The sequence below is a fragment of the Acinetobacter sp. ANC 3781 genome (assembly GCF_004331285.1).
Taxonomy (GTDB): Bacteria; Pseudomonadota; Gammaproteobacteria; order Pseudomonadales; family Moraxellaceae; genus Acinetobacter.
Genome location: NZ_SJOH01000014.1, coordinates 22397 through 43740, shown reverse-complemented (window position 1 = coordinate 43740; position 21344 = coordinate 22397). Strand labels below are relative to the sequence as shown.

16 protein-coding genes are annotated in these 21344 nt (G+C 42.7%); 11 read left to right on the top strand and 5 right to left on the bottom strand.

Annotation, left to right across the window (positions count from 1 at the left end; all coding sequences use genetic code 11):
• Positions 1-3: 3 nt before the first annotated feature.
• Complete coding sequence (locus tag E0H89_RS11115; RefSeq protein ID WP_131217067.1) at positions 4-972, bottom strand: alpha/beta hydrolase; 969 nt, start codon at positions 970-972, stop codon at positions 4-6.
• 183 nt (positions 973-1155) lie between these two features.
• Positions 1156-2370, bottom strand: coding sequence for an iron-dependent methanol dehydrogenase (gene mdh, locus E0H89_RS11110; RefSeq protein WP_131217065.1), 1215 nt, complete (start codon positions 2368-2370; stop codon positions 1156-1158).
• A 525-nt stretch (positions 2371-2895) separates the two neighbouring features.
• Here mdh and E0H89_RS11105 point away from each other — a divergent pair.
• Positions 2896-3180: a hypothetical protein gene (locus tag E0H89_RS11105; protein WP_131217063.1), complete on the top strand. Its 285-nt coding sequence runs from the start codon at positions 2896-2898 to the stop codon at positions 3178-3180.
• Positions 3181-3281: 101 nt separating this feature from the next.
• Here the strand turns inward: E0H89_RS11105 and E0H89_RS11100 are convergent, their stop codons facing one another.
• The 3 genes from E0H89_RS11100 to E0H89_RS11090 form a co-directional block, all read right to left on the bottom strand.
• Positions 3282-5354 (bottom strand): TonB-dependent receptor plug domain-containing protein, encoded by a 2073-nt coding sequence (locus E0H89_RS11100; RefSeq protein ID WP_131217061.1) that lies wholly within the window; start codon positions 5352-5354, stop codon positions 3282-3284.
• A gap of 491 nt (positions 5355-5845) precedes the next feature.
• Entirely contained in the window at positions 5846-6835 is a 990-nt protein-coding gene (locus E0H89_RS11095) for an ABC transporter substrate-binding protein (protein WP_131217058.1), read from the bottom strand.
• A gap of 3 nt (positions 6836-6838) precedes the next feature.
• Complete coding sequence (locus E0H89_RS11090) at positions 6839-7426, bottom strand: ANTAR domain-containing response regulator (RefSeq protein ID WP_131217056.1); 588 nt, start codon at positions 7424-7426, stop codon at positions 6839-6841.
• Positions 7427-7876: 450 nt separating this feature from the next.
• Between E0H89_RS11090 and E0H89_RS11085 the strand changes: the two genes are divergently transcribed.
• From E0H89_RS11085 to E0H89_RS11040, 10 genes are all read left to right on the top strand, one after another.
• Entirely contained in the window at positions 7877-9223 is a 1347-nt protein-coding gene (locus E0H89_RS11085) for an MFS transporter (protein ID WP_131217054.1), read from the top strand.
• A gap of 24 nt (positions 9224-9247) precedes the next feature.
• The gene (nirB, locus tag E0H89_RS11080) at positions 9248-11794 is read left to right on the top strand and encodes a nitrite reductase large subunit NirB (protein WP_131217052.1); all 2547 of its coding nucleotides are present in this window, start codon (positions 9248-9250) and stop codon (positions 11792-11794) included.
• Between the two features lie 30 nt (positions 11795-11824).
• Positions 11825-13450: a nitrite reductase small subunit NirD gene (nirD, locus tag E0H89_RS11075; RefSeq protein ID WP_131217050.1), complete on the top strand. Its 1626-nt coding sequence runs from the start codon at positions 11825-11827 to the stop codon at positions 13448-13450.
• Between the two features lie 274 nt (positions 13451-13724).
• Complete coding sequence (locus E0H89_RS11070; RefSeq protein WP_131217047.1) at positions 13725-16505, top strand: nitrate reductase; 2781 nt, start codon at positions 13725-13727, stop codon at positions 16503-16505.
• Positions 16502-17128 carry a molybdenum cofactor guanylyltransferase gene (mobA, locus tag E0H89_RS11065; RefSeq protein WP_131217045.1) on the top strand — a complete coding sequence of 209 codons (627 nt, stop codon included), beginning with the start codon at positions 16502-16504 and terminating at the stop codon, positions 17126-17128. The genes E0H89_RS11070 and mobA overlap by 4 nt, the downstream gene beginning before the upstream one ends.
• Positions 17129-17282: 154 nt before the next feature.
• Positions 17283-18335 (top strand): GTP 3',8-cyclase MoaA, encoded by a 1053-nt coding sequence (gene moaA / locus E0H89_RS11060; RefSeq protein ID WP_131217043.1) that lies wholly within the window; start codon positions 17283-17285, stop codon positions 18333-18335.
• Between the two features lies 1 nt (position 18336).
• The gene (locus E0H89_RS11055) at positions 18337-18588 is read left to right on the top strand and encodes a MoaD/ThiS family protein (protein ID WP_131217040.1); all 252 of its coding nucleotides are present in this window, start codon (positions 18337-18339) and stop codon (positions 18586-18588) included.
• 1 nt (position 18589) lies between these two features.
• The gene (locus E0H89_RS11050) at positions 18590-19144 is read left to right on the top strand and encodes a molybdenum cofactor biosynthesis protein MoaE (protein ID WP_131217038.1); all 555 of its coding nucleotides are present in this window, start codon (positions 18590-18592) and stop codon (positions 19142-19144) included.
• A 12-nt stretch (positions 19145-19156) separates the two neighbouring features.
• On the top strand, positions 19157-20113 hold the full coding sequence (gene moaCB / locus E0H89_RS11045) for a bifunctional molybdenum cofactor biosynthesis protein MoaC/MoaB (RefSeq protein ID WP_284702744.1): 957 nt from the start codon (positions 19157-19159) through the stop codon (positions 20111-20113).
• Entirely contained in the window at positions 20113-21342 is a 1230-nt protein-coding gene (locus tag E0H89_RS11040) for a molybdopterin molybdotransferase MoeA (protein ID WP_131217033.1), read from the top strand. The genes moaCB and E0H89_RS11040 overlap by 1 nt, the downstream gene beginning before the upstream one ends.
• Positions 21343-21344: the final 2 nt, after the last annotated feature.

The window sequence follows — 21344 nt, the reverse complement described above, 5'->3', positions numbered from 1 at the left end:
CTTTTAGAAACCTTTTAATGCTAACCATTCAAATAGCTGTTGATAGACATTTTCGCGCACCGATTTTTCCGACAGCACCAAGTCATGCAAGCCATTTTTTATTTCGCAGATGGTGACATCACCGTTAATTTTTTTAGCATATTTATCAATATGTTTTACGTCCAAAATCAAATCACTACTTTGTGCATATTTATGCCATTTTTTTGGATTTTTAGTTTGATCTGAATGCATCACTAAGGCAGGGACTTTTAAGGTCACGCCTCGATGAATTTCCTTTTGCGCTTCAAAAATTGCCCGTATAAAACTTAAACGAACCAAAGGATAAGTGGCTTTTTTCCATTCAAGATTAAAGTCCCATTCTCCTTTTAAGCTTTTGTGCAAACTGGTCACATACCATTTATTCAGTTGACTGGGGAATTCTAAATCTGGACAAATTTTACCGACACGGCTTATATTGGGCAGGCCCAGTTTTTTCTTGATTGGATTCATGTTGAAATCGTAAAAAGGGCTATTGACCCACAATGCTTTAATTAAAGGATGATCCGGATGATGCGCTGCATATAAAGTCGTGGTGAGACCGCCAGTCGAATGTCCGCATAGTAAAATAGCCTCATGATCTTCTGCGCCAATAATGTCTAAGGCTTGGCTGATTTCAGCGTCGTATTCAGCAATCTCACGTACGTTATAATATTTTTGATGGGGAAGGTGAGAGCGACCGTATTTACGTAAGTCGAGTGCATAAAAGTTAAAGCCATGCTGATTAAACTGTTCGGCCATTTCGGTTTGGAAAAAATAGTCGATAAAGCCATGAATATATAAAACAGCCTTGTTGGTTGTTTGCGCTGCTTTTTTACGCACCAATGTAGCTATAACTTGACCTTCATAATCATCAGGGAAATTTAAGGTGGCTTGTTCATAGCCTGAACCTAAGATATCAACTTGATAAAGCGGTTCAATTGTCTGTTCTGTCATTATTGTGCTCATTTGGAATTATCAATTTTCTTTTATCCTTCATGATGAGCAGTGATTTGTCAAATAACTTTAAGATTACTAATAAAAAAAGGGCAATCTAAATTTCCACCTCTTTAAGAAAATAGAGTTTAGATTGCCCGAAATGTAAGTCAGAGATTGGAAGAGAGGACTTACATGGACGTTTTACACCGCTGCTTTAAAAATATCGACCACTTGAGCATTTGCCTTTAACGCGGCTTTAAAAATATTCACCACTTGATCATGGGTTGCTTTGCGTGGGTTGGTTAACATACAGGCATCTTTTTGTGCATTTTCAGACATCACATGAAGATCTTGCTCTTTCACACCAAGTTCCGACAAACTTGAGGGAATACCAATCGATGCTGATAATTCACGAATTGCATCAATAGCTGCATAAGCTGCTTCGGTTACGGTCAGTCCAGCAGTATTTATACCCATTAACTGTGCAATTTTGGCATAACGATCAGGACAAGCAATCAGGTTAAATTCACATACATGCGGAAGTAAAATCGCATTACATACGCCGTGGGGTAGATTGTAAAAACCGCCAAGTTGATGTGCCATGGCATGTACATAACCTAAAGATGCATTGTTGAATGCCATTCCAGCCAGATATTGTGCATAGCTCATCGCATCACGTGCTTCAAGGTTTTCACCATTGGCAACAGCAGGGCTAAGCCATTCACTAATCATGCTAATGGCTTTTTCAGCACAAGCATCGGTAATTGGATTGGCTGCTGTCGATACATAAGCTTCAACAGCGTGTGTCAATGCATCCATGCCTGTTGCTGCGGTTAAGCTGGCAGGCTTAGCAACCATCAGTTTAGGATCATCAATGGCAATCAATGGAGTACAACGCCAGTCTACAATCGCCATTTTTACATGGGTATCGGTATTGGTAATAATACAGAAGCGCGTCATTTCAGACGCTGTACCTGCTGTGGTATTGATAGCGATCAATGGTGTCATTGGTACTGTGCTTTTATCAATCCCTTCGTAGTCACGAATATGACCACCGCCCGCTGTGACTAAGCCTATACCTTTGGCACAGTCATGCGATGAGCCACCGCCTAAAGAGACAATGAAATCACAAGCATGGTCGTTATAGGCTTGTACGCCGTTATGTACGTTAATATCGGTGGGATTTGGTTCTGCACCCGGGAAAATGTGACTATCTACGCCGGCATCTTTTAAATAAGCTGAAATGGTATCTGCGACACCAAATTTAAAAAGACCTGCATCTGTCACAATCAGGGCTTTTTTAGCACCTAAATTTTGTGCTTTAGCACCAATTTCTTTGGCACAGCCTGGACCAAAAAGAGAAACACAGGGAATATAAAAACCGTTCGTTTGATCTGCAATATTTTTAAAAGCCATGGTGCGATTCCTTCTACCATTGGTATGTTGTTATCGGTGACCCTCACCGTGAATTGAGTATCAAAGGAACAGGATAAAAATCCTACCTACCAAACACCTACCCTTTTAAGTAATTGAATTTTTATTATTTTTTGGGTTTAATTATTTAATCAGAACTTAAAGCATATTTTTTATATAAATGTACAAGATAAACCGGGAGGGTTTAGACGGAATTTGATAACCAAAAATGTAAGTTCGTTTTAAGGTGGTGATTTTCTGATTAATGCATAGAGCTAAAGGTATTGTTTTAATAAAAATATAATTTTCTATTTGGTAAATAAATTATTTATGTTATCTATTGAATAATCAATGTTTTTGCAAATTGAAAATTCAAAAGTTAGTGTTTTTCATGGGGTAAAGGAATTTAAAACTTTATAAAAGCAAGTTGGAAGATATAGTTAAAAATACTTGATAATATTGTTGAGAGTAAATTATAGTCAATTTATATGATTTTTATATTAAATTCCTAAGGATGGGGGAGGTTTAATGAAAGTCGAACATACGAATGATGCCACATTATTATTACATGCAATCCATAAAATTCTACTTAAAGAATGGGATCCTTTAGGAATTCGTAGTATTCCTTCGATGCGTGACGAATATGAAGATTATTTACCTAAACTCTTTATGATGATTTGTGACAAGGCAGATGAATCAGAGATTTTTGAATATTTATGGCGGGTCGAAAATAAAATCATGGAAAAAAGAGGCAATAGGCAGCATACCTTACGTATTGCCAGTTTACTCAAAGATTTGCAATTTAAAAAATGAAGTCAAATTTTTTAGTAGCAAGCAGAATCTTTTTAAATACAAATGATTGACTGCACGGATGTTGATGAGGAAAACCGGTGCATGAGCACCGGTTTTTATTTTTAGAATTTCTTTTCCAGACTCATTAATACACTGGGAATTGCTTGATTCACACGTGATTCATAAAGGCTGCCATTGGCCTGACTGGTGAGGCGTTCTTTATAATCTGTGCTGAGAATATTGCGTGCATTGAGTGTGGTTGCCCAGCCATCGGTAAAGCGTTTGGTAATGCTGATATCCATGTTGACACGTTCATTGCTGGTACGCTCATAAGGTTGGTTATCCAGAGCACGGGTAAATTCTGGAATATAGTTCAGGTTGACACTGGTTGAAATGCGCCAAGGCTGATAGTTATAAGATAGACCGGTACTTGCAGTATAGGGAGCAACATCACTCACCAGACGTTCCTGATGGTTTTCATCTTCCACTTTGGCACGTACCGTAGACAGTTGCCCATTCAACATAAATGAATGACCATTTGCAGTTTGTTTCAATGCATAGCGTCCAGTAATTTCAACACCATAAGTGGTGGCATTGTTCTGGTTTTGTGGGCGTTCTACAAAGCGCGTACCTTCCTGGCGAATTACTTTTTCAATGTAGTCATCAATTTCACGTTGGTAGGCCGTAATATTGATCCCACCTGCCGGGGTGTTGTAACCCAGTGTCGATTCAAATGCAGTGATTTTTTCAGGACGCAAATCTGGATTACCACCGCGATCTGGATTATTCAAACTGCCGGCATCGCTATCGGTAGAAATGGAAACTGTGGGTAATAAACGGTCTGCCTTAGGACTACGGAAAGCCTGGCTGATATTGGTTTGTAATGACCAGGTATCGTCAAAGTCAAAACGATGTGCCAGAACAGGACTGAAGTGGTGGTCGCTATATTCAACTAAGCCCGAACGGTTAATCCATTCCTGACGTGCACCCAAAGTCACCGTTTGGCGATCAGTAAATTTCCAGCTACCTTCCGCATATAATGCGTATTGCTGTTCGTCTAAACTCTGGCTGACATTGCTTTCCAGTTCATTGCTATGTGCAGCTGCGCCAAATTTAAGTTGACGAGTTTCATTGAACTTTCGAACACCATCATAGGCAATACCATATTCATTGACCGTTTCATCGGTATAAGTGTTGAAGAGTGATGACTCCGTCGATTCTGTTTCATTCTGTTGTTCGACAGACAGGCGAATCTTGTCAGAATTGCCCTTGTCTTTACGTTCATAACGGGTGTTTAAGCGGATGCTGTCATTTTTGTCATGCTGAAACTGGTCGTCACGAACACCATCACTTTCGTTATTCCGATAGAACAATTCTGCAACCAATTTTTGCTGATCATCCAACTCGTATTCAACCCGTGGCGCCAGCATTTGTGACTTGCGTTCAGTCGTACGTTTTTGCTCACGTGTTTCGGTACTGGTTTGGGTCTGTGTAATCGATGTGGTGTCATTCCACATTTGATTGGCAGAAAGACTATATAACCATGGACTATCACGTCCATCGAGTTGAACGCTAATATTTTTACGTTGTTCTTCTTTTTGATCTGATTTTGCCAAGCCATATCCGACACGGACATTGCCGCCTAAGCCTGCATTATTTATCGGTTCCTTTAAAATAATATTAATCACGGCAGAGGAAGAGACGGAAGCTTGGGCGACACTTGGCTGTTTGGTGATTTCAATACGCTCAATCATGTCGGGAGTAATGCTGTCGACGACAGACATTCCACCACGTGGACCGCCTTGTACAGGTTCACCATTGATTAAGAATACCGGGGCGCCACCACCACGGAAACGCATACCTGAGGCACCGCCACCCCCACGTGGACCTTGGCCGGGTGTCGGCATTTGAAAACCAGCTGCACGACGTAAGGCATCATTTACCGACTGATCGCCAAATTGCAGCATTTCTTCGCGAGTAACAATAGTTTTCGCAACTGCACTGATATCAGGATCTTTTGTCATTTTCGGGGTTGCTTCAAACTTTAAAGTTGCCAAAGTTTGTACTGGAGCAGTTTGGTTAGTAGCGCTGTCTGTTGTATTTGTAATGGTATCAGCAGCCCAAGTTGGGGAAATAACAGTAAACAATGCACAGCTTAAGGTGCTTAATTGCCAACGCGGTTGTATGCGTTTCATTATTTGATGTTCCGAATGTAATTTTAGGTAAGATAACGTAAAAATGTGGAGAAAAATTGTGGAAATCAGCAGAACAAAAAATAAAAGATAGAAATCGATTGACTGAATAAATATCAGCAAATTAATGATTTAGATCCTAAGATTATGATTTTAATTCTTGGCTCAGGAGAATGATTGAATTTTAATCACTGAAGCTAGTGCGATAAATAAAATCCCCCTTTTATCTTTAACATGACTCACTGAATCTTGCGTTCAAGATTAATATCCATTTGTAAATTAAGTGCTCATTTTTTTAATAAATACAATCGGGCCTTATAAATGAAGCAGGCATTTAAGTGCATGGTATAGGCGCTGTCATACTATTTTAAGAGGATAAAGATCCTTATATATTTTGAGTCAGCAGGACAAAAAAATCTTTATTGCGTATCAAACAGCGTTGGACGTTCAATTCTTTCTCATATTTTGTATGGACGCATAACATCAATTAATTATTAAAACGATAAAATGCAGTTTTGGCTGATTTTTTCAATAAGTGCTTCGCTGATACTGATTTGATCCCATTTAACCATTTGCTGAATCAGCCATTTAAAGTCTTCTGCTTTAGGTTGAGATGATTCATTGATAAAATTACGGATAATATTTTGAATGGAGTGGAATTTTTGCACATGAATGTTGTCTGAACATTGAAACTGCACAATATTTAAGTCCATCAGCATTTGCCAGACTTGCGTATAATCCTCGAGATCTTTCAGTTCCTGTTGCGCTTTTTGAATGGCTTGGGTTAAGGCAAGATGGGTGTTGGGATGCTGTTCTGCCCAGTCAGCAGTGATCGCTAAAACCTTATCCGCCACTTGAGGAATAATATCCTGACTGGATGCCACAATCTGGCTGATTCCCAGCAATTCACCTTGAGTATTCCATGGCTCACCGACACAAAAACCGTCAATCACATGATTGCTTAAAGCTTCGACCATATAAGGCGGTGGAAGTATCGCGAGTTTGATGTTCTGTGCAACATCACGGTCTGCAAGTGCCAGCCATTCTCTTAAACAATAATGATGAATCGACTGTTTAAATACATGCGCCAGTTGAATGTTTTTTTGCTGTTGAATCGCAGTAACTAATTTTTGTGCCGATTGTTGGGCATTATCTGGAGGGGAAATCTGCAGGTCAAAACATAATTTTTGATTCAAACTGATAAAGGCACGGTTATGACTTAACACCAAAGCCGTTTGCAGGGGAATACCAAGCTGGTCTTCACCCAGAGCGGCAGCAGGAAGCATGGCAGACAGGCAATGGGCTGCATCTAAAAAACCAAAAGCCAATCGGTCTCTTAAACTTGCCCATGAAGCTTCCTTGACTAAAGTAATATCCAGACCAAGCTCATCGAAGAAGCCGCGCTGTTTGGCCCAAAGAATGGCCACACAGTCAAGCAAGGGAATATAGCCGATCTGAATTTGAGTTTTTTCTAAATCTGTCATGGCTTAATCCCTGAGTTGGTTTTGTAATAGTTGTTGGGCATCCAATAAACGCCGTGCCATTTCTCCAATGGTCATGCGATGACTCATGGCATTTTTACGCAGTAATTGAAAAGCCTGATCTTCACTGAGTGAATGCAATTGCATCATCAGTACTTTGGCTTTTTCGACATCTTTACGGTCAGCCAGTTTATTTTTGGTTTCTTCCAGATCACCGAGTAATTTTTTATGCTTTTTAAACTGTTCAATTGAAATTTCTAAAATACTTTCCAGTTTAGATGGGTCAATACCGTCGACGATATAAGCGGTTACCCCGGCATCAATGGCACTTTTAATGGTGTCTTTATGGCTATTTTTGGTAAATAACACCGTTGGCAAATCGAACTGGCTGACACAGCTTTCAATAATGTCACGATGTGGATGGTCCATATCCAGCAATATCACGTCGGCATGCAATTGTTCTAAACGGAACATGCTTAAATGGTCAATGGTCAGGCAGGCGACAACCTCGAAATTGTGCTCGATCAGAGAGGCTTTTATATAATTGGCACGTTCCTGATGGTCATCAATCAGTGCGATTTTCAGTTTTGGCATAGTGGCTAAAATATCATCAGGCAAGGCCTGAAAGAAAAGTCATAGCAAATGTAAAGCAATTAAAATGCCAAAACAGTTAAAACTGTATTAATTCGATAAAAATCAGATATAAAACTTAACTGTTATCGGATTGTGCACCGTATTAATGCAAAAATGCGCTACAAGGAAGCACAATCACAATTCATTTCCTTAGCTCTAGCGTTGTTAATCAGATGAACGTGCTGTAAGGATGAATATCAAAAATGATTAATCCATTATAAAAAGTTATAAAAAATATTGAGTTAATGATGTTTTTTTTATGTTGGCATGGACATTGCTTAATTTATATTGAGTCAAAGACGACTCTAAAGAATTTGTAGACGGCCAATGATGTCCGCTCTGATCGAATCTGGTGTGCAGCGATCCGCATAGCAGATAAACCAATACGTTCAGTTCAGGAAGGAGAAGGTTATGTCTTCAAATTTATATGAAAAAAAAGCCACAAAAATAGGTCTTTTTAATTTTAACAGCGCAGCGATGAGAGCCTTCCACATGAGTTGGCTCGCTTTTTTTGTCTGCTTCTTTGCCTGGTTTGCCTGTGCACCACTGATGCCTGTGATTGCAGGTGAATTTCATCTTACTAAAGACCAGATCGCCAATATTAATATTGCCGCAGTCGCAATTACCATTTTGGTTCGCCTGATTGTCGGGCCTTTATGTGACAAGTATGGACCACGCAAAACTTATACTGCACTACTGATTATCGGCAGTATTCCTGTCTTTGGTGTGGCCTCTGCCAACAGCTATGAATCTTTCCTTTTCTTCCGCTTATTGATTGGTGCGATTGGTGCCAGCTTTGTCATCACGCAATATCACACCAGTATCATGTTCGCTCCGAATGTGGTGGGTACTGCCAATGCTGCATCGGCAGGTTGGGGCAATGCCGGCGGCGGTGCGACACAAGCCTTGATGCCGTTAATGCTTGCTGCTTTGGTGATGTTCGGGGTGGAACAGGCGATGGGTTGGAGAATTGCTTTATTGGTGCCGGGTATTCTGATGCTGATTGTCGGTGCAATGTACTGGAAATTTACCCAAGATTGTCCACAAGGCAACTTTAAAGAACTTCGTGCGCAAGGCATTCAAGTCGGTAGCGATAAAAAAGGCGGTATGGCGATTCTGATGCACGCTGCACGCAACTACCGTGTCTGGATTTTATTTGGTGCTTATGCAGCGTGTTTCGGTATTGAAATCTTTATTCATAACATCGTGGCGATGTACTACGTCGAACACTTTAGCTTTGGTCTCAAAGAAGCAGGACTGGCAGCAGGGATCTTCGGTTTACTGGCACTGTTTGCCCGTGCTTTGGGTGGAATTGTTTCAGACAAAGTTGCAATGAAAAAAGGCCTGGATGGTCGTACTAAAGTGCTGTTCGGCATGATCCTGATGGAAGGTTTGTTCCTGATCTTGTTCTCACAAATGAATACCGCAGTTCTCGCAATTCTGGTCATGACCGTATTTGCACTGTTTACGCATATGGCATGTGGCGCAACGTATGCCCTAGTGCCATTCATTGACCGTGATGCCTTGGGTGGTGTAGCCGGCATCATTGGCGCAGGCGGTAACGTCGGTGCAGTCGCAGCAGGTTTCTTGCTCAAAGGTATGCTGGATATTCAAACTTGTTTGATGGCACTCGGTGGATTGGTCGTGATTGCAGCAAGCTTTGTACTGATGATTCGCTTCTCGGTTGAGCATAAACAGAAAGAACAAAAACTGTTTGAAGATGCAGTGCTTGAACGTAACAACATGGCGCAAGGTTAAGGAAAGGGATTAAGGAGAATTGATATGAAATTAGTCATGATTGGTCACGGTATGGTAGGGCACAAGTTCATTGAATCGGTTCTTGAACATGCAGGTGACGAAGTTGAAATCACGATTCTAGCAGAAGAGCCACGTTTAGCTTATGACCGCGTACATTTAACCGAATATTTCACTGGAAAATCTGCCAAAGACTTAACCCTTTGCCGTAGCGATTTTGCCGATGCGTATGGCATTGATTTATGCCTCAGTACTAAAGCCAATGCAATCGACACTTTAAATAAAACGGTTACCACCAATTATGGTGATGTAATTAGTTATGACAAGTTGGTACTGGCAACCGGTTCATATGCTTTTGTCCCTCCTATTCCAGGGAATGAGCGTGAGAACTGCTTTGTTTACCGCACCATTGAAGACTTGGATGCCATTCGTGCCGCGAGTTTAAATGCCAAAACCGGTGTGGTGATTGGTGGCGGTTTACTCGGTTTGGAAGCGGCCAAAGCCTTACGTGATTTAAACTTGGAAACCCACGTGGTGGAATTTGCACCCCGTTTAATGGCGGTGCAAATTGATGACCTCGGCGGTAAGGTTTTACGGGCAAAAATCGAAAATCTAGGGGTGAAAGTTCATACCCAAAAAGCTACACAATGCATCGAAGCGGGTGAAAATACGACCCATGTGATGAAGTTTGGCGATGGTTCTGAACTTGCAACCGATATCGTTTTGTTCTCTGCCGGTATTCGCCCACGTGATGAATTGGCGCGTCAAAGCGGTCTGGCGCTTGGTGAGCGTGGCGGTATCGTGATCAATGATTATTGCCAAACTTCCGATGCTGACATTTATGCCATTGGTGAATGTGCACTGTGGCAAAATAAAATTTATGGCTTGGTGGCTCCGGGCTATGACATGGCACGTATTGCTGCGAAACATGTTATGGATCAAGCCTGCAATTTATTTGCCGGCGCGGATATGAGTACCAAGCTGAAACTGATGGGTGTTGATGTAGCATCAGTGGGTGATGCGCATGCCATGACGCCGAATGCCTTAAGTTATTTCTATGCCGATGAAGATGCCATGATTTATAAAAAAATCGTGGTGAATGCGGAAAAAACCAAGCTACTCGGTGCTGTTCTGGTGGGCTGTGCCAAAGAATATAACGACCTGCTACAAATGATGCTGAATGGCCTGGCTATACCAGAACATCCGGAAAGCCTGATCATGCCGGGTTATGCACAGTCATCAGCAAAAACAGGCGGTAGCGGTGTTGATTTACTGCCAGACAGCGCAACCATTTGTTCATGTAATAACGTGTCTAAAGCCGATATTTGCAGTGCTATTGCCGATGGTTCAACCTCACTGGGTGCACTAAAAAAATGTACCAAAGCCGCAACGGCTTGTGGTGGATGTGCACCTTTAGTTACTCAAGTATTGAAATCTGAATTGCAACGTCAAGGGGTGACCGTAAACAATCACCTTTGTGAACACTTTGCCTATTCACGTCAAGAGCTGTATCACCTGGTGCGGGTCAATGAAATCAAAACTTTTGATGATCTGATCGGGCAACATGGTCACGGTCTAGGCTGTGATATCTGTAAACCGACTGCGGCGAATATTTTGGCATCTTGCTGGAATGATTTTGTACTCAAACCAAGCCATGCCGGTCTGCAAGACAGTAATGATTACTACCTCGGTAATGTTCAAAAAGATGGTTCCTATTCAATTGTGCCCCGGATCGCAGGCGGTGAAATTACCCCGGAAGGTTTAATCACTATCGGGCAGGTTGCGAAAGACTATGGTCTATATACCAAAATCACTGGTGGACAACGGATTGACCTGTTTGGTGCGCAAGTGCATCAACTGCCTGAAATCTGGGAAAAACTCATCAATGCAGGATTTGAGTCGGGTCATGCTTATGGCAAATCATTGCGTACTGTGAAATCTTGTGTCGGTAGCACTTGGTGCCGTTATGGTGTCGATGATTCTATGGGCTTGGCCATCTTCCTGGAAAATCGCTACAAGGGCTTGCGTTCTCCACATAAACTCAAAATGGCGGTCTCTGGCTGTACCCGTGAATGTGCCGAAGCACAAAGTAAAGATGTCGGGGTGATTGCTACTGAAAAAGGCTGGAACCTGTATGTATGCGGTAATGGCGGAATGAAACCCCGTCATGCCGAATTGCTTGCTTCTGACCTGGATACCCAAACTTTAATTCGCTATATCGACCGATTCTACATGTTCTACATTCAAACAGCAGATCGCCTGCAACGTACTTCGGTATGGCGCGACAACCTGGAAGGCGGTCTGGATTATCTTAAAGCCGTGGTGCTTGAAGATTCTTTAGGACTGGCTGCCGAGTTAGAACGCCGTATGGATCATGTGGTCGGCACTTATCAAGATGAATGGCGCACTGCGGTTGAAGATCCGGAAGTACGTAAACGCTTTATCACCTTTATTAATGCCAAGGCTGAAAAACAGAATGATCCACATATTCAGTTTGCTATTGAACGTGGACAAATCCGCCCAAAAACTGCGGTTGAACGTGATGTGACGCGTATTCCGGTAGTTGAAGCCTAAGCATTTTCATGGAAATGAAGGAGAATAAATATGACGATTTTAAAAGAAATGAATGACTTGGATTGGGTTGAGATTTGTAGTCTGGATGACATTACCCCGAATACCGGTGTGGGGGCTTTAATTGACAATCAGCAAATTGCCATTTTCCGTGTCGGTAATGAAAAACGGGTTTATGCTTTAAGTAACCAGGACCCATTTAGTCAGGCATTTGTGATGTCGCGCGGCATCATTGGCGATTTGCAAGGTGAGCGTGTCGTGGCATCTCCCATCTATAAACAACATTTCAGTCTGGCAACCGGGCGTTGTCTGGAAGATAAAGATAAAAAGCTACTGGTTTTCCCAAGCAAGATTGAAAATGGAAAAGTCTGGGTCAGTCCTACATCGCAAAAAACCTATATTACCAATAACGGCACTTCCCAAGAAAAGATGAAACTGGTGCTAGTGGGCAATGGTCTGGCGGGTATGCGCTGTCTGGAAGATTTGCTGGATATGGCACCTGAACGTTATGAAGTGACCGTAATCGGTGAAGAACCATGGGGCAACTATAACCGCATTATGCTCTCACCTGTGTTGTCTGGCGATAAAACCATTGATGACATCATGCTGCATCCGTATGCCTGGTATAGTGACAAAAACATTCGCTTCATTGCCGGTGATGCTGCGGTAAAAATTGATCGTCCTCGTAAACAGGTTTATACCGAAAAAGGCATAATTGTAGATTATGATCGTTTGATTCTGGCGACAGGTTCCAAGCCGTTCATTCCGCCCATTCCAGGTAGTGACTTAAAAGGTGTGCTCAGTTTCCGTGACATTTACGATGTCAACACCATGCTTGATTACTGCAAATCTAAACAGAATGCCGTGGTGATTGGTGGTGGCTTGCTTGGTTTAGAGGCTGCTTATGGCCTGAAACAACGTGGCATGAATGTGACGGTTTTACATTTGATGGACCGCATCATGGAACGTCAATTGGATAGCCGTGCAAGCAGCTTGTTAAGACAAAGTATTGAAGCGAAGGGCATCAACATCATGACTCAAGCCAATACAGAACAACTGATTGGCGAAGACGGTCATGTGACACACATTAAACTTAAAGATGGTACTGTTTTAGATGCTGATCTGGTGGTTTTTGCTGTGGGCATTCGTCCGAATATGGCATTGGCGCAAAGTGCTGGCTTACGTTGTAACCGGGGTGTGATGGTGAATGACACCATGCAAACTTTTGACCCGAGTATTTATGCGGTGGGTGAATGTATTGAGCACCGTAATCAAACCTTCGGTCTGGTTGAACCACTTTGGGGTCAAGCCTTTATTTGTGCCTCACATCTGGCCGAACACGGCAGCTTAACCTTTAAAGCACCGACGGTTCCGACGCAGCTCAAGGTCAGTGGCTGTGATGTATTTTCGGCAGGCCGAATTGATTTAGAAAATAGCGAACCGCAGGACGATTATGAAGACATTATCTTGAATGATGAAAAACGTCAGATCTATAAACGCATTATTATTCAAAAAGATAAAGTCATTGGTGCCGTATTGTTTGGTGATACTGAAGATGGTGCATGGTATGCAGAACTGATTTCCGATCAAACGCCAATCAGTAATATTCGTAATAAATTGCTCTTTGGTAAAGATTTTGCATTAAAGAAAGTAGGTTAATTACATGAGTGGTATTTGTTCAATTTTAAATATTTGCACAGCCACACTTTGCACTAATAAGTAAAGAGTAATTGCGTAGGCATGATCTTACTTTTGAAAGATCAAAAGTAACAAAAATCTTTGTTTCCCATACATTACGTCCTGTAATGATGGGAAACGGTGGCATCCATGCCACCTCGACAGAATACATACTTACGTGAACTCTAAAGATTTAAATAGCTTGGAAAATAGAAGAAATTATTCAAGTGAATTTATTCGATAAAAAGGAGCATCCATGAATAGTATCCCTGTGATGGAACTGCATAGCTCCACAGAAATAAGTAGCAAAATCACCAATACCACCTGTCCCTATTGTGGGGTGGGGTGTGGCGTAACTGCTACTGTGCAGGACACGGCATTAGGTCAAAAAGTTTCGGTTGCAGGAGATGTCAATCATCCATCCAATTACGGGAAACTGTGCATTAAAGGTAGCAATCTGGCTGATACCATTGGCTTGGAAACCCGTGTTCTCCATCCTATGCTCGGTCGCAAGCAACAGCGTGAAAAGAGCGACTGGAATACAGCAACGGATTTAATTGCCGAAAAATTTCAGCAATGTATTGATCAATATGGTCGTGACAGTATTGCCTTTTATGTCTCTGGGCAATTGCTGACTGAAGACTATTATGTGGTGAACAAGTTCGTCAAAGGTTACCTTGGTACAGCCAATATCGACACCAATTCACGACTTTGTATGTCATCTGCGGTTGCGGCACATAAACGTGCTTTCGGTGAAGATATTGTTCCGGCAAGCTATGAAGACTTTGAGCATGCCGATATGGTAGTGCTGGTCGGTTCCAATACCGCTTGGTGCCATCCGGTGCTATATCAACGCATCATGAAAGCTAAAGAGCAACGTGATTTGTTTGTGGTGGTGATTGATCCACGCTTTACCAGTACCTGTGAAGCAGCAGACTTACATTTGCCGATTTTACCGGGGCAGGATGTCGCATTATTTAACGGCTTATTACAATATCTGGCGCAAAATGGTCATGCAGACCAAGATTTTATTACTGCACATACTCAAGGTTTGGAACAGGCTTTGGCGCATAGCCAAACTGAATCATCTATTGAGGAGGTCGCAGTCCGTAGTGGTATTTCACTGGAAAAACTGCAAATTTTTTATGAGAAATTTGCCCAAACCGAAAAAGTGATGACCCTGTTTTCGATGGGGGTGAACCAGTCTTCCCAAGGGGTGAATAAAGCCAATAGTATTACCAACTGTCATTTATTTACGGGGAAAATTGGCAAGCTGGGTGCTGCACCATTTTCCATGACTGGGCAGCCAAATGCCATGGGCGGACGTGAAGTGGGTGGACTGGCCAACATGCTGGCAGCACATCTGGAACTGGAAAATGAAAGTCATCAGCAACTGGTGCAAAATTTCTGGCAAAGTCCTTATATTGCCAAGCAGGCTGGCTTTAAGGCCATTGATCTATTCCATACGGTAGAAAGTGGCAAAATTAAAGCCATCTGGATTATGGCCACCAATCCAGTCGTAAGTTTGCCGGATGCAGATCAGGTGAAACGTGCTTTAGACAAGTGTGAGTTTGTGGTGGTGTCCGACATTTGCCAAGACACCGACACCACACAATATGCCGATGTACTTTTACCTGCTTTAGGCTGGGGAGAAAAAGATGGCACAGTCACCAATTCTGAACGCCGTATTTCCAGACAGCGTTCATTTTTAGAAGAGCCAGAACAGGCTAAAGCCGACTGGTGGGCGATGAGTCAGGTCGCTAAAAAAATGGGCTTTAGCGGTTTTGAGTTTAACAACAGCCATGACATTTTTCTGGAACATGCACGACTCTCCGCTGAGCAGAATTCAGGTTTGGAACACCGTGGGAAAACGCCAAACTTCCGTTATTTCAATTTAAAAGGCTTAACTGATTTAACCTTTAATGAATATGATGAACTGCAACCGTTGCAATGGCCGCTTTGGTCTAGGCAGCAAGCCGATGGTGCTGTGGCACGCATCTATGCCAAAGGGCATTTTAGCCATGCAGATCACAAGGCCAAATTTATTGCCATTACTGCAATGAATCCGGTCAATCAAACCTGTAAAGAATTCCCTTTGGTTTTAAATACCGGGCGTATCCGTGACCAATGGCACACCATGAGCCGTACCGGTTTATCTGCCAATTTAAGTACCCATCGGGCAGAACCGTATTGTGAAATCCATCCCCATGATGCCTTGAAATATGGGATCAAAGATAAGGAGTTGGTGGAAGTCAAATCCAAGTGGGGCAACTGCGTTTTACGTGCCACGGTCAGTGACGATATTCGCCGTGGACAGGTTTTTGCCCCGATTCACTGGAACGATCAGGTCGCATCCGATGCCCGTATTGGTAAAGTGGTCAATCCGGTGGTGGATGCCATTTCCGGTGAGCCTGAATTTAAACATACGCCTGTGATCATCCATCCATTTTATAGCCAGTGGCAAGGCGTGTTTTATGTGCGTCAGGGTTTTGAAAAGGTTGTGCAATCCTCCATCGAAAACACGGTGTGGTGGACGAAAATTACCACGGCCAAAGCTGTGCGCTATGAACTGGCAGACCGCAGAAAATTCACCCAGACCACCGAGCATTTAAAAGAGCTGTTACCGTTTCAGGATGAAAGTTTTGAATGGCTGAATATTGAAGATCAGACGGCGCATATCAGTCATAGTGTCGTGCTGAAAGATGGTCATTTGATTGCGAGTTTATATATCGCGCCTTATGCACTCTTGCCAGATCGCGACTGGGTCGCAAGTCTGTTTAAGCGCGAGCGTTTAAGTGCCATGCACCGTAAGGCGCTGCTTGCGGGACAAGCAATGTCGATGGCCAATAATGAAGGTCCGTTGGTGTGTAGCTGCTTTAAGGTCGGTAAAAACCGCATTATTGAAACTATTAAAACCCAAAATATCACCGATGAAAAACAAGTCACGGCATGCCTAAAAGCAGGAGGTAATTGCGGTTCATGTCTACCTGAAATTCGTGGCTTGATCAAAGCCTGTCAAACGGAGGCAGTTGAATGAAGCAAGTCATGAAAAAAGCAGTTTATCCTGAGACTGATCTGGTCATTTTAGCCGGTGGACAAGCGCGACGCATGAATGGTATCAATAAACTCTTGCAGAAATTTGATGATCAGATTCAACTGATCAAGATTCATCAACAGCTTAAATCACATGTTGCACAAGTTTGGATCAATAGTCATCGTGATGATTCGATCTATCAAAAAATGATTCCGAGCATTCATTGCTATCAGGATGATGAAGCTGGCTTTCTAGGACCACTCATGGGAATAAAAAGTGCCTGGTCACATGTACAGGCAGACCATGTGCTGTTTGTCCCCTGTGATGTGACCTACATTCCTCCAAAGGTGATTTTAAAATTGCATCAGGCTTTAGCCAAAAATAGCCTGGCGGAAGTCGCCTATGTGGAAATAAACGGTGAAGCACTGTATCCATTTTGCCTGGTTAAACGCAGCAGCTTAGCCACTTTGATGATCCATCTTGAACAAAAACAGCGCAGTTTAAAGCATTGTTTTTCCGGTTTGCACGCACAAGTGGCACGTTTTAAAAATCACGCACTATTTTTTCACAGTATTAATTCAATGGATGAGCTGCAACAGCATCAACAACTCAAATTTCTGCATTAAAACTGAATATTTTTCGTTAAATCTAAATACTTCGCCTTTTGGCACAAAGTTGGAACACTTATTGCAAATCTAATCATCACAAGATTGGGCGATTCAATATTTGCGCACAATAGGTGTGCAGTCACCACAAAATGCCTGAAGATGGATGTTCAACATGAATATGATGACAGAGCTTAAAACCGAAGCGCAATTTGTCGATCAGTTTGGTCGTGGCAAGCGCAAACTGCGGATTTCAGTGACCGATCGCTGTAATTTTAAGTGTGTCTATTGCATGCCTGAACATCCGGAATGGATGAAAAAACACGACCTGCTCAGTTTTGAAGAACTCTACCAGTTTTGTGATTTTATGGTGCTTCGCGGTATTGAATCTATTCGAATCACCGGTGGGGAACCGTTAATGCGTCAGGGCGTGGTGCATTTTGTTGCACAACTGCAAGAATTAAAAAAGCTTGGGCTAAAACGCATTTCCATGACTACGAATGCACATTATCTCAAGCAATATGCAGATTCCTTGAAACAGGCAGGTCTGGATGATCTGAATATCAGTCTGGACAGTCTGGATGCTGATCAATTTAAACAGCTCACTCAAAAAGAGTTGGCACCGGTACTCGACGGAATTCGTGCCGCTCAAGCCGCTGGATTACCAATTAAAATCAATAGCGTATTAATGAACGGCATCAATGACAATCAAATTTTGCCTTTGGCACGCTGGTCGGTTCAGGAAAAAGTCCACTTACGCTTTATCGAGTTCATGCCGCTGGATGGTGACCGGAAATGGTCGAGCGAACATGTGGTCAGTGAACAGCAAATTTTAAACACTCTAGCCACTGAATTTACAGTGACCAGCCAAGCCAATGATTCAGCTCAATCAAGTTCAGACCCGGCACGGCAATATTTTATTGATGCTCATCCGATCGGAATCATCTCGACTATTACCCATTCATTCTGTGGAAGCTGTGATCGGGTACGTTTAACCGCGCAAGGCGAGTTCTATAACTGCCTGTTTGCTCCAAAGGGATTAAATCTTAAGGCTGAAATTAAGGCACTCGCTTCATCTGCACCTTCGAGTGAGGTGAGCTTACATAGCGCTTTATCCAATTATATCTGGAACAAAGAACAGGGCTTTCATGCGATTGAACAACGTTTAAAAAATCAAAGTATTAATCAAAACAGTCGCAAAATCAGCATGCACATGCTTGGAGGTTAAGATGCCACAGATCAAAATCAAAATTGAAGCCTTCGGTGCGGTAGAACGACAGTTGCCGCAAAACCTGGAAATTGTTTGCAGTGCAAATAGCACTGTCTCCGATGTTTTGGATCAAGTTACACAAGAATGTCCTGCCGCTTTTGCCATGATTGAACGATGTGCCTGTGCCATCGGTGAGGACATTATTTCACGTCAAAGTAAGCTGAATTCGGACAGTACCTTGGTGTTGCTTTCACCCGTGGCAGGAGGCTGAAATGGAGGCATTGAAACAATTTTCACGGATTCAGGATACAGCCTTAAGCCTAGAGAGTTTTGATCAGATTCAAATTTTTCCAGAATGTGGTGGTATTGGTATTTTTGTCGGCACGGTACGCAATCACCATGAAGGAAAAGTGGTTAAAGCGCTGAAATATACCGCCTATGTACCAGTGGCAGAAAAAATGATTCGCCAGATTGAGCAGGAAATTCAAGCCAAATATGGCGTGTCCTATGTGCGGGTGATTCACCGGGTCGGGGCTTTGGATATTGGTGAAAAAGCCATTATCGCGATTGCCTATGCAGCCCATCGCCGTGAAGCGTTTGCCGCCTGTGAAGAAGCGGTAGAACGGGTCAAGCATGAAGTTCCAGTCTGGAAAGAAGAATTTTATATGGATGGTACAAGTCAGTATGTTGAAGGCTGCTGTATCCGGAAGGATGAGGTCAAAGAGGGACATACTCATGACCATCCTGTGAAGGCTGAACATGACCAACATCAATATTGTCATCATGCCAAAGACACCAATCCACAAATCTACCAATGGCCGCTTTAAATTAAAAAATAGCTGTATAGCAAAAATGAATCAAAGGAACATGCAATGAAAAATGTCGGGATGAAAGCAGAGAGTTATCGCACTGCAGTGGCAACAGGGATTCTGCATGCACCGCCACATTGTATTGAATTGCTCCGTAACGGCAATACTGAAAAAGGCGATGCGCTAAAGACGGCACGTATTGCGGGTATTTTGGCGGCAAAACGTACTGATGAGCTGATTCCATTGTGTCATCCATTGCCCATCTACCGCGCCGACATTGAATATGAACTATTTGATGCGCACGTAGAAATTATTGCCACTGTGGAAACCATTGGTCCTACGGGCGTGGAAATGGAAGCCTTAACTGCAGTTAGCCTTACCGGTTTAACCTTATATGACATGCTGAAACCGCATTGTGAGCCTGAAGATTTATGTCTGGATCAGGTTAAATTACAAAAGAAAAAGGGTGGAAAATCACATTTTACCCGAGTGCTTAAAGAAACCTTATCGGCATCCATTATTGTGCTGTCAGATACGGTAGCTTCAGGTAAAAAATCAGATACAGCAGGTCAAAATGTTCTGGAAATTTTGCAGGAAGCCAATTTTAGCAATATTTCATATCAGGTGATTCCAGACAGTCCTGAACAGTTACTGGCTTTAATCGAACAGCAAAAAAATAACTATCCGCTCATTCTAACCGTAGGCGGTACAGGGTTGGGCCCGAAAGATTTAACCGTGGAAACCATTCAGCCTTTATTGAAACGTGAAATTCCCGGACTGATGGAAGCTTCACGCAGTTTTGGGCAAAAACGTACTCCATATGCGGCTTTAAGTCGCGGTGTGGCAGGTTATATCGATAACAGTTTGGTGATGACCTTGCCGGGCAGTCGTCAAGGCGCCAAAGAATCTTTAATTGCCGTACTGCCGGCATTGGTGCATTTATTTGATGTGCAAAAAAATATTCCGCATTCAGGGGGGTATGAATAATGTCAGGATGCGGCGCTGAACATGGCCTGATTACGGTAGATCAGGCGCTGGATTTAATCTTGCAGCACACCAAAGTTTTAGCGACTGAAAGACTTAAGCTCAATAAAGCTTTAAATCGCTATTTAGCTGAAGATTTTTACTCGAATATCAATCTTCCCTTATTTTCACAAAGTGCGGTAGATGGTTATGCAATTTATGCAGAATCTGCAATTGAACCACATACCGAATTTGAACTGATCGGTGAAATTCAGGCAGGGCATTCTTCTGAATTGCAGCTTAAGACAGGGCACGCGGTTCGGATTTTTACCGGTGCCAAAATTCCATTTGCAACCACAACGGTGGCGCGGCAGGAAATTGTACAGGTCATTGATGCATCCAGAATTAAAATAACCGAAAACCTAAAAGCCCATGCCGATATTCGCGATGTCGGTGAAGAAATTTCAGTGGGACAATTACTGGCCAATAAAGGACAGCAACTGTCCGTGGGTGCCATTGCCTCCTTAAGCATGGCCGGCATTCAAGCGGTTAACGTTTTTCAATACCCTAAAGTTGCGGTGGTGATCACGGGTGATGAAGTCGTAGAAAGTGTAGAAGACTTTGCAACAGGTAAAATTTTTGATGCCAATGGGCCGTTGATTGAAGCATGGTTTCAAAATCAGGCACAGCAGGTTGAAATATTCCATGTGGCGGATACTGAAGCTGCGGTTCAGGCACTCATTCAAAAATTATCGGCAACTCATGATCTGATTTTAACCACCGGTGGTGTATCGGTCGGGGACTATGACTTTATTCGACCCGTGACTCTAGATTTGGGTTTTGAACAAATTTTCTGGAAAGTCAAACAAAAGCCGGGCAAGCCGATGTTCTTTGCACGGTTAGAACGAGCGGATGATTCACATTGTTATCTATTGGGTTTACCTGGCAATCCTGCAGCCGTGTATGTGGGCATGCAAATCTACACCTCAACTTTATTAAATGCCTTGCAAGGGCAGAGACAGCAACCGGACTGGTTTAGTGCAGTACTGAGCCATGATCTGAAAATGGATGCCAGAGAGCGCTTGTTAAGAATGTCTGCCAGTTTTGATCAATCGGTTTTAAAAGTGAAAAGTCTGTCCAAACAGCAATCGCATATGCTGAGTAATTTGATGCAGGCGAATTGTCTGGTACGTATTCCGGCAGGGCGAAGCTTGAGTGAAGGTGAGATTGTTCACGGTTTATTTATTCACTGATG

Excerpts from the sequence above, each read along its gene's own strand:
- E0H89_RS11115 (WP_131217067.1), bottom strand. The coding sequence starts at position 972 with ATGACAGAACAGACAATTGAACCGCTTTATCAAGTTGATATCTTAGGT.
- mdh (WP_131217065.1), bottom strand. The coding sequence starts at position 2,370 with ATGGCTTTTAAAAATATTGCAGATCAAACGAACGGTTTTTATATTCCC.
- E0H89_RS11105 (WP_131217063.1), top strand. The coding sequence starts at position 2,896 with ATGAAAGTCGAACATACGAATGATGCCACATTATTATTACATGCAATC.
- E0H89_RS11100 (WP_131217061.1), bottom strand. The coding sequence starts at position 5,354 with ATGAAACGCATACAACCGCGTTGGCAATTAAGCACCTTAAGCTGTGCA.
- E0H89_RS11095 (WP_131217058.1), bottom strand. The coding sequence starts at position 6,835 with ATGACAGATTTAGAAAAAACTCAAATTCAGATCGGCTATATTCCCTTG.
- E0H89_RS11090 (WP_131217056.1), bottom strand. The coding sequence starts at position 7,426 with ATGCCAAAACTGAAAATCGCACTGATTGATGACCATCAGGAACGTGCC.
- E0H89_RS11085 (WP_131217054.1), top strand. The coding sequence starts at position 7,877 with ATGTCTTCAAATTTATATGAAAAAAAAGCCACAAAAATAGGTCTTTTT.
- nirB (WP_131217052.1), top strand. The coding sequence starts at position 9,248 with ATGAAATTAGTCATGATTGGTCACGGTATGGTAGGGCACAAGTTCATT.
- nirD (WP_131217050.1), top strand. The coding sequence starts at position 11,825 with ATGACGATTTTAAAAGAAATGAATGACTTGGATTGGGTTGAGATTTGT.
- E0H89_RS11070 (WP_131217047.1), top strand. The coding sequence starts at position 13,725 with ATGAATAGTATCCCTGTGATGGAACTGCATAGCTCCACAGAAATAAGT.
- mobA (WP_131217045.1), top strand. The coding sequence starts at position 16,502 with ATGAAGCAAGTCATGAAAAAAGCAGTTTATCCTGAGACTGATCTGGTC.
- moaA (WP_131217043.1), top strand. The coding sequence starts at position 17,283 with ATGAATATGATGACAGAGCTTAAAACCGAAGCGCAATTTGTCGATCAG.
- E0H89_RS11055 (WP_131217040.1), top strand. The coding sequence starts at position 18,337 with ATGCCACAGATCAAAATCAAAATTGAAGCCTTCGGTGCGGTAGAACGA.
- E0H89_RS11050 (WP_131217038.1), top strand. The coding sequence starts at position 18,590 with ATGGAGGCATTGAAACAATTTTCACGGATTCAGGATACAGCCTTAAGC.
- E0H89_RS11040 (WP_131217033.1), top strand. The coding sequence starts at position 20,113 with ATGTCAGGATGCGGCGCTGAACATGGCCTGATTACGGTAGATCAGGCG.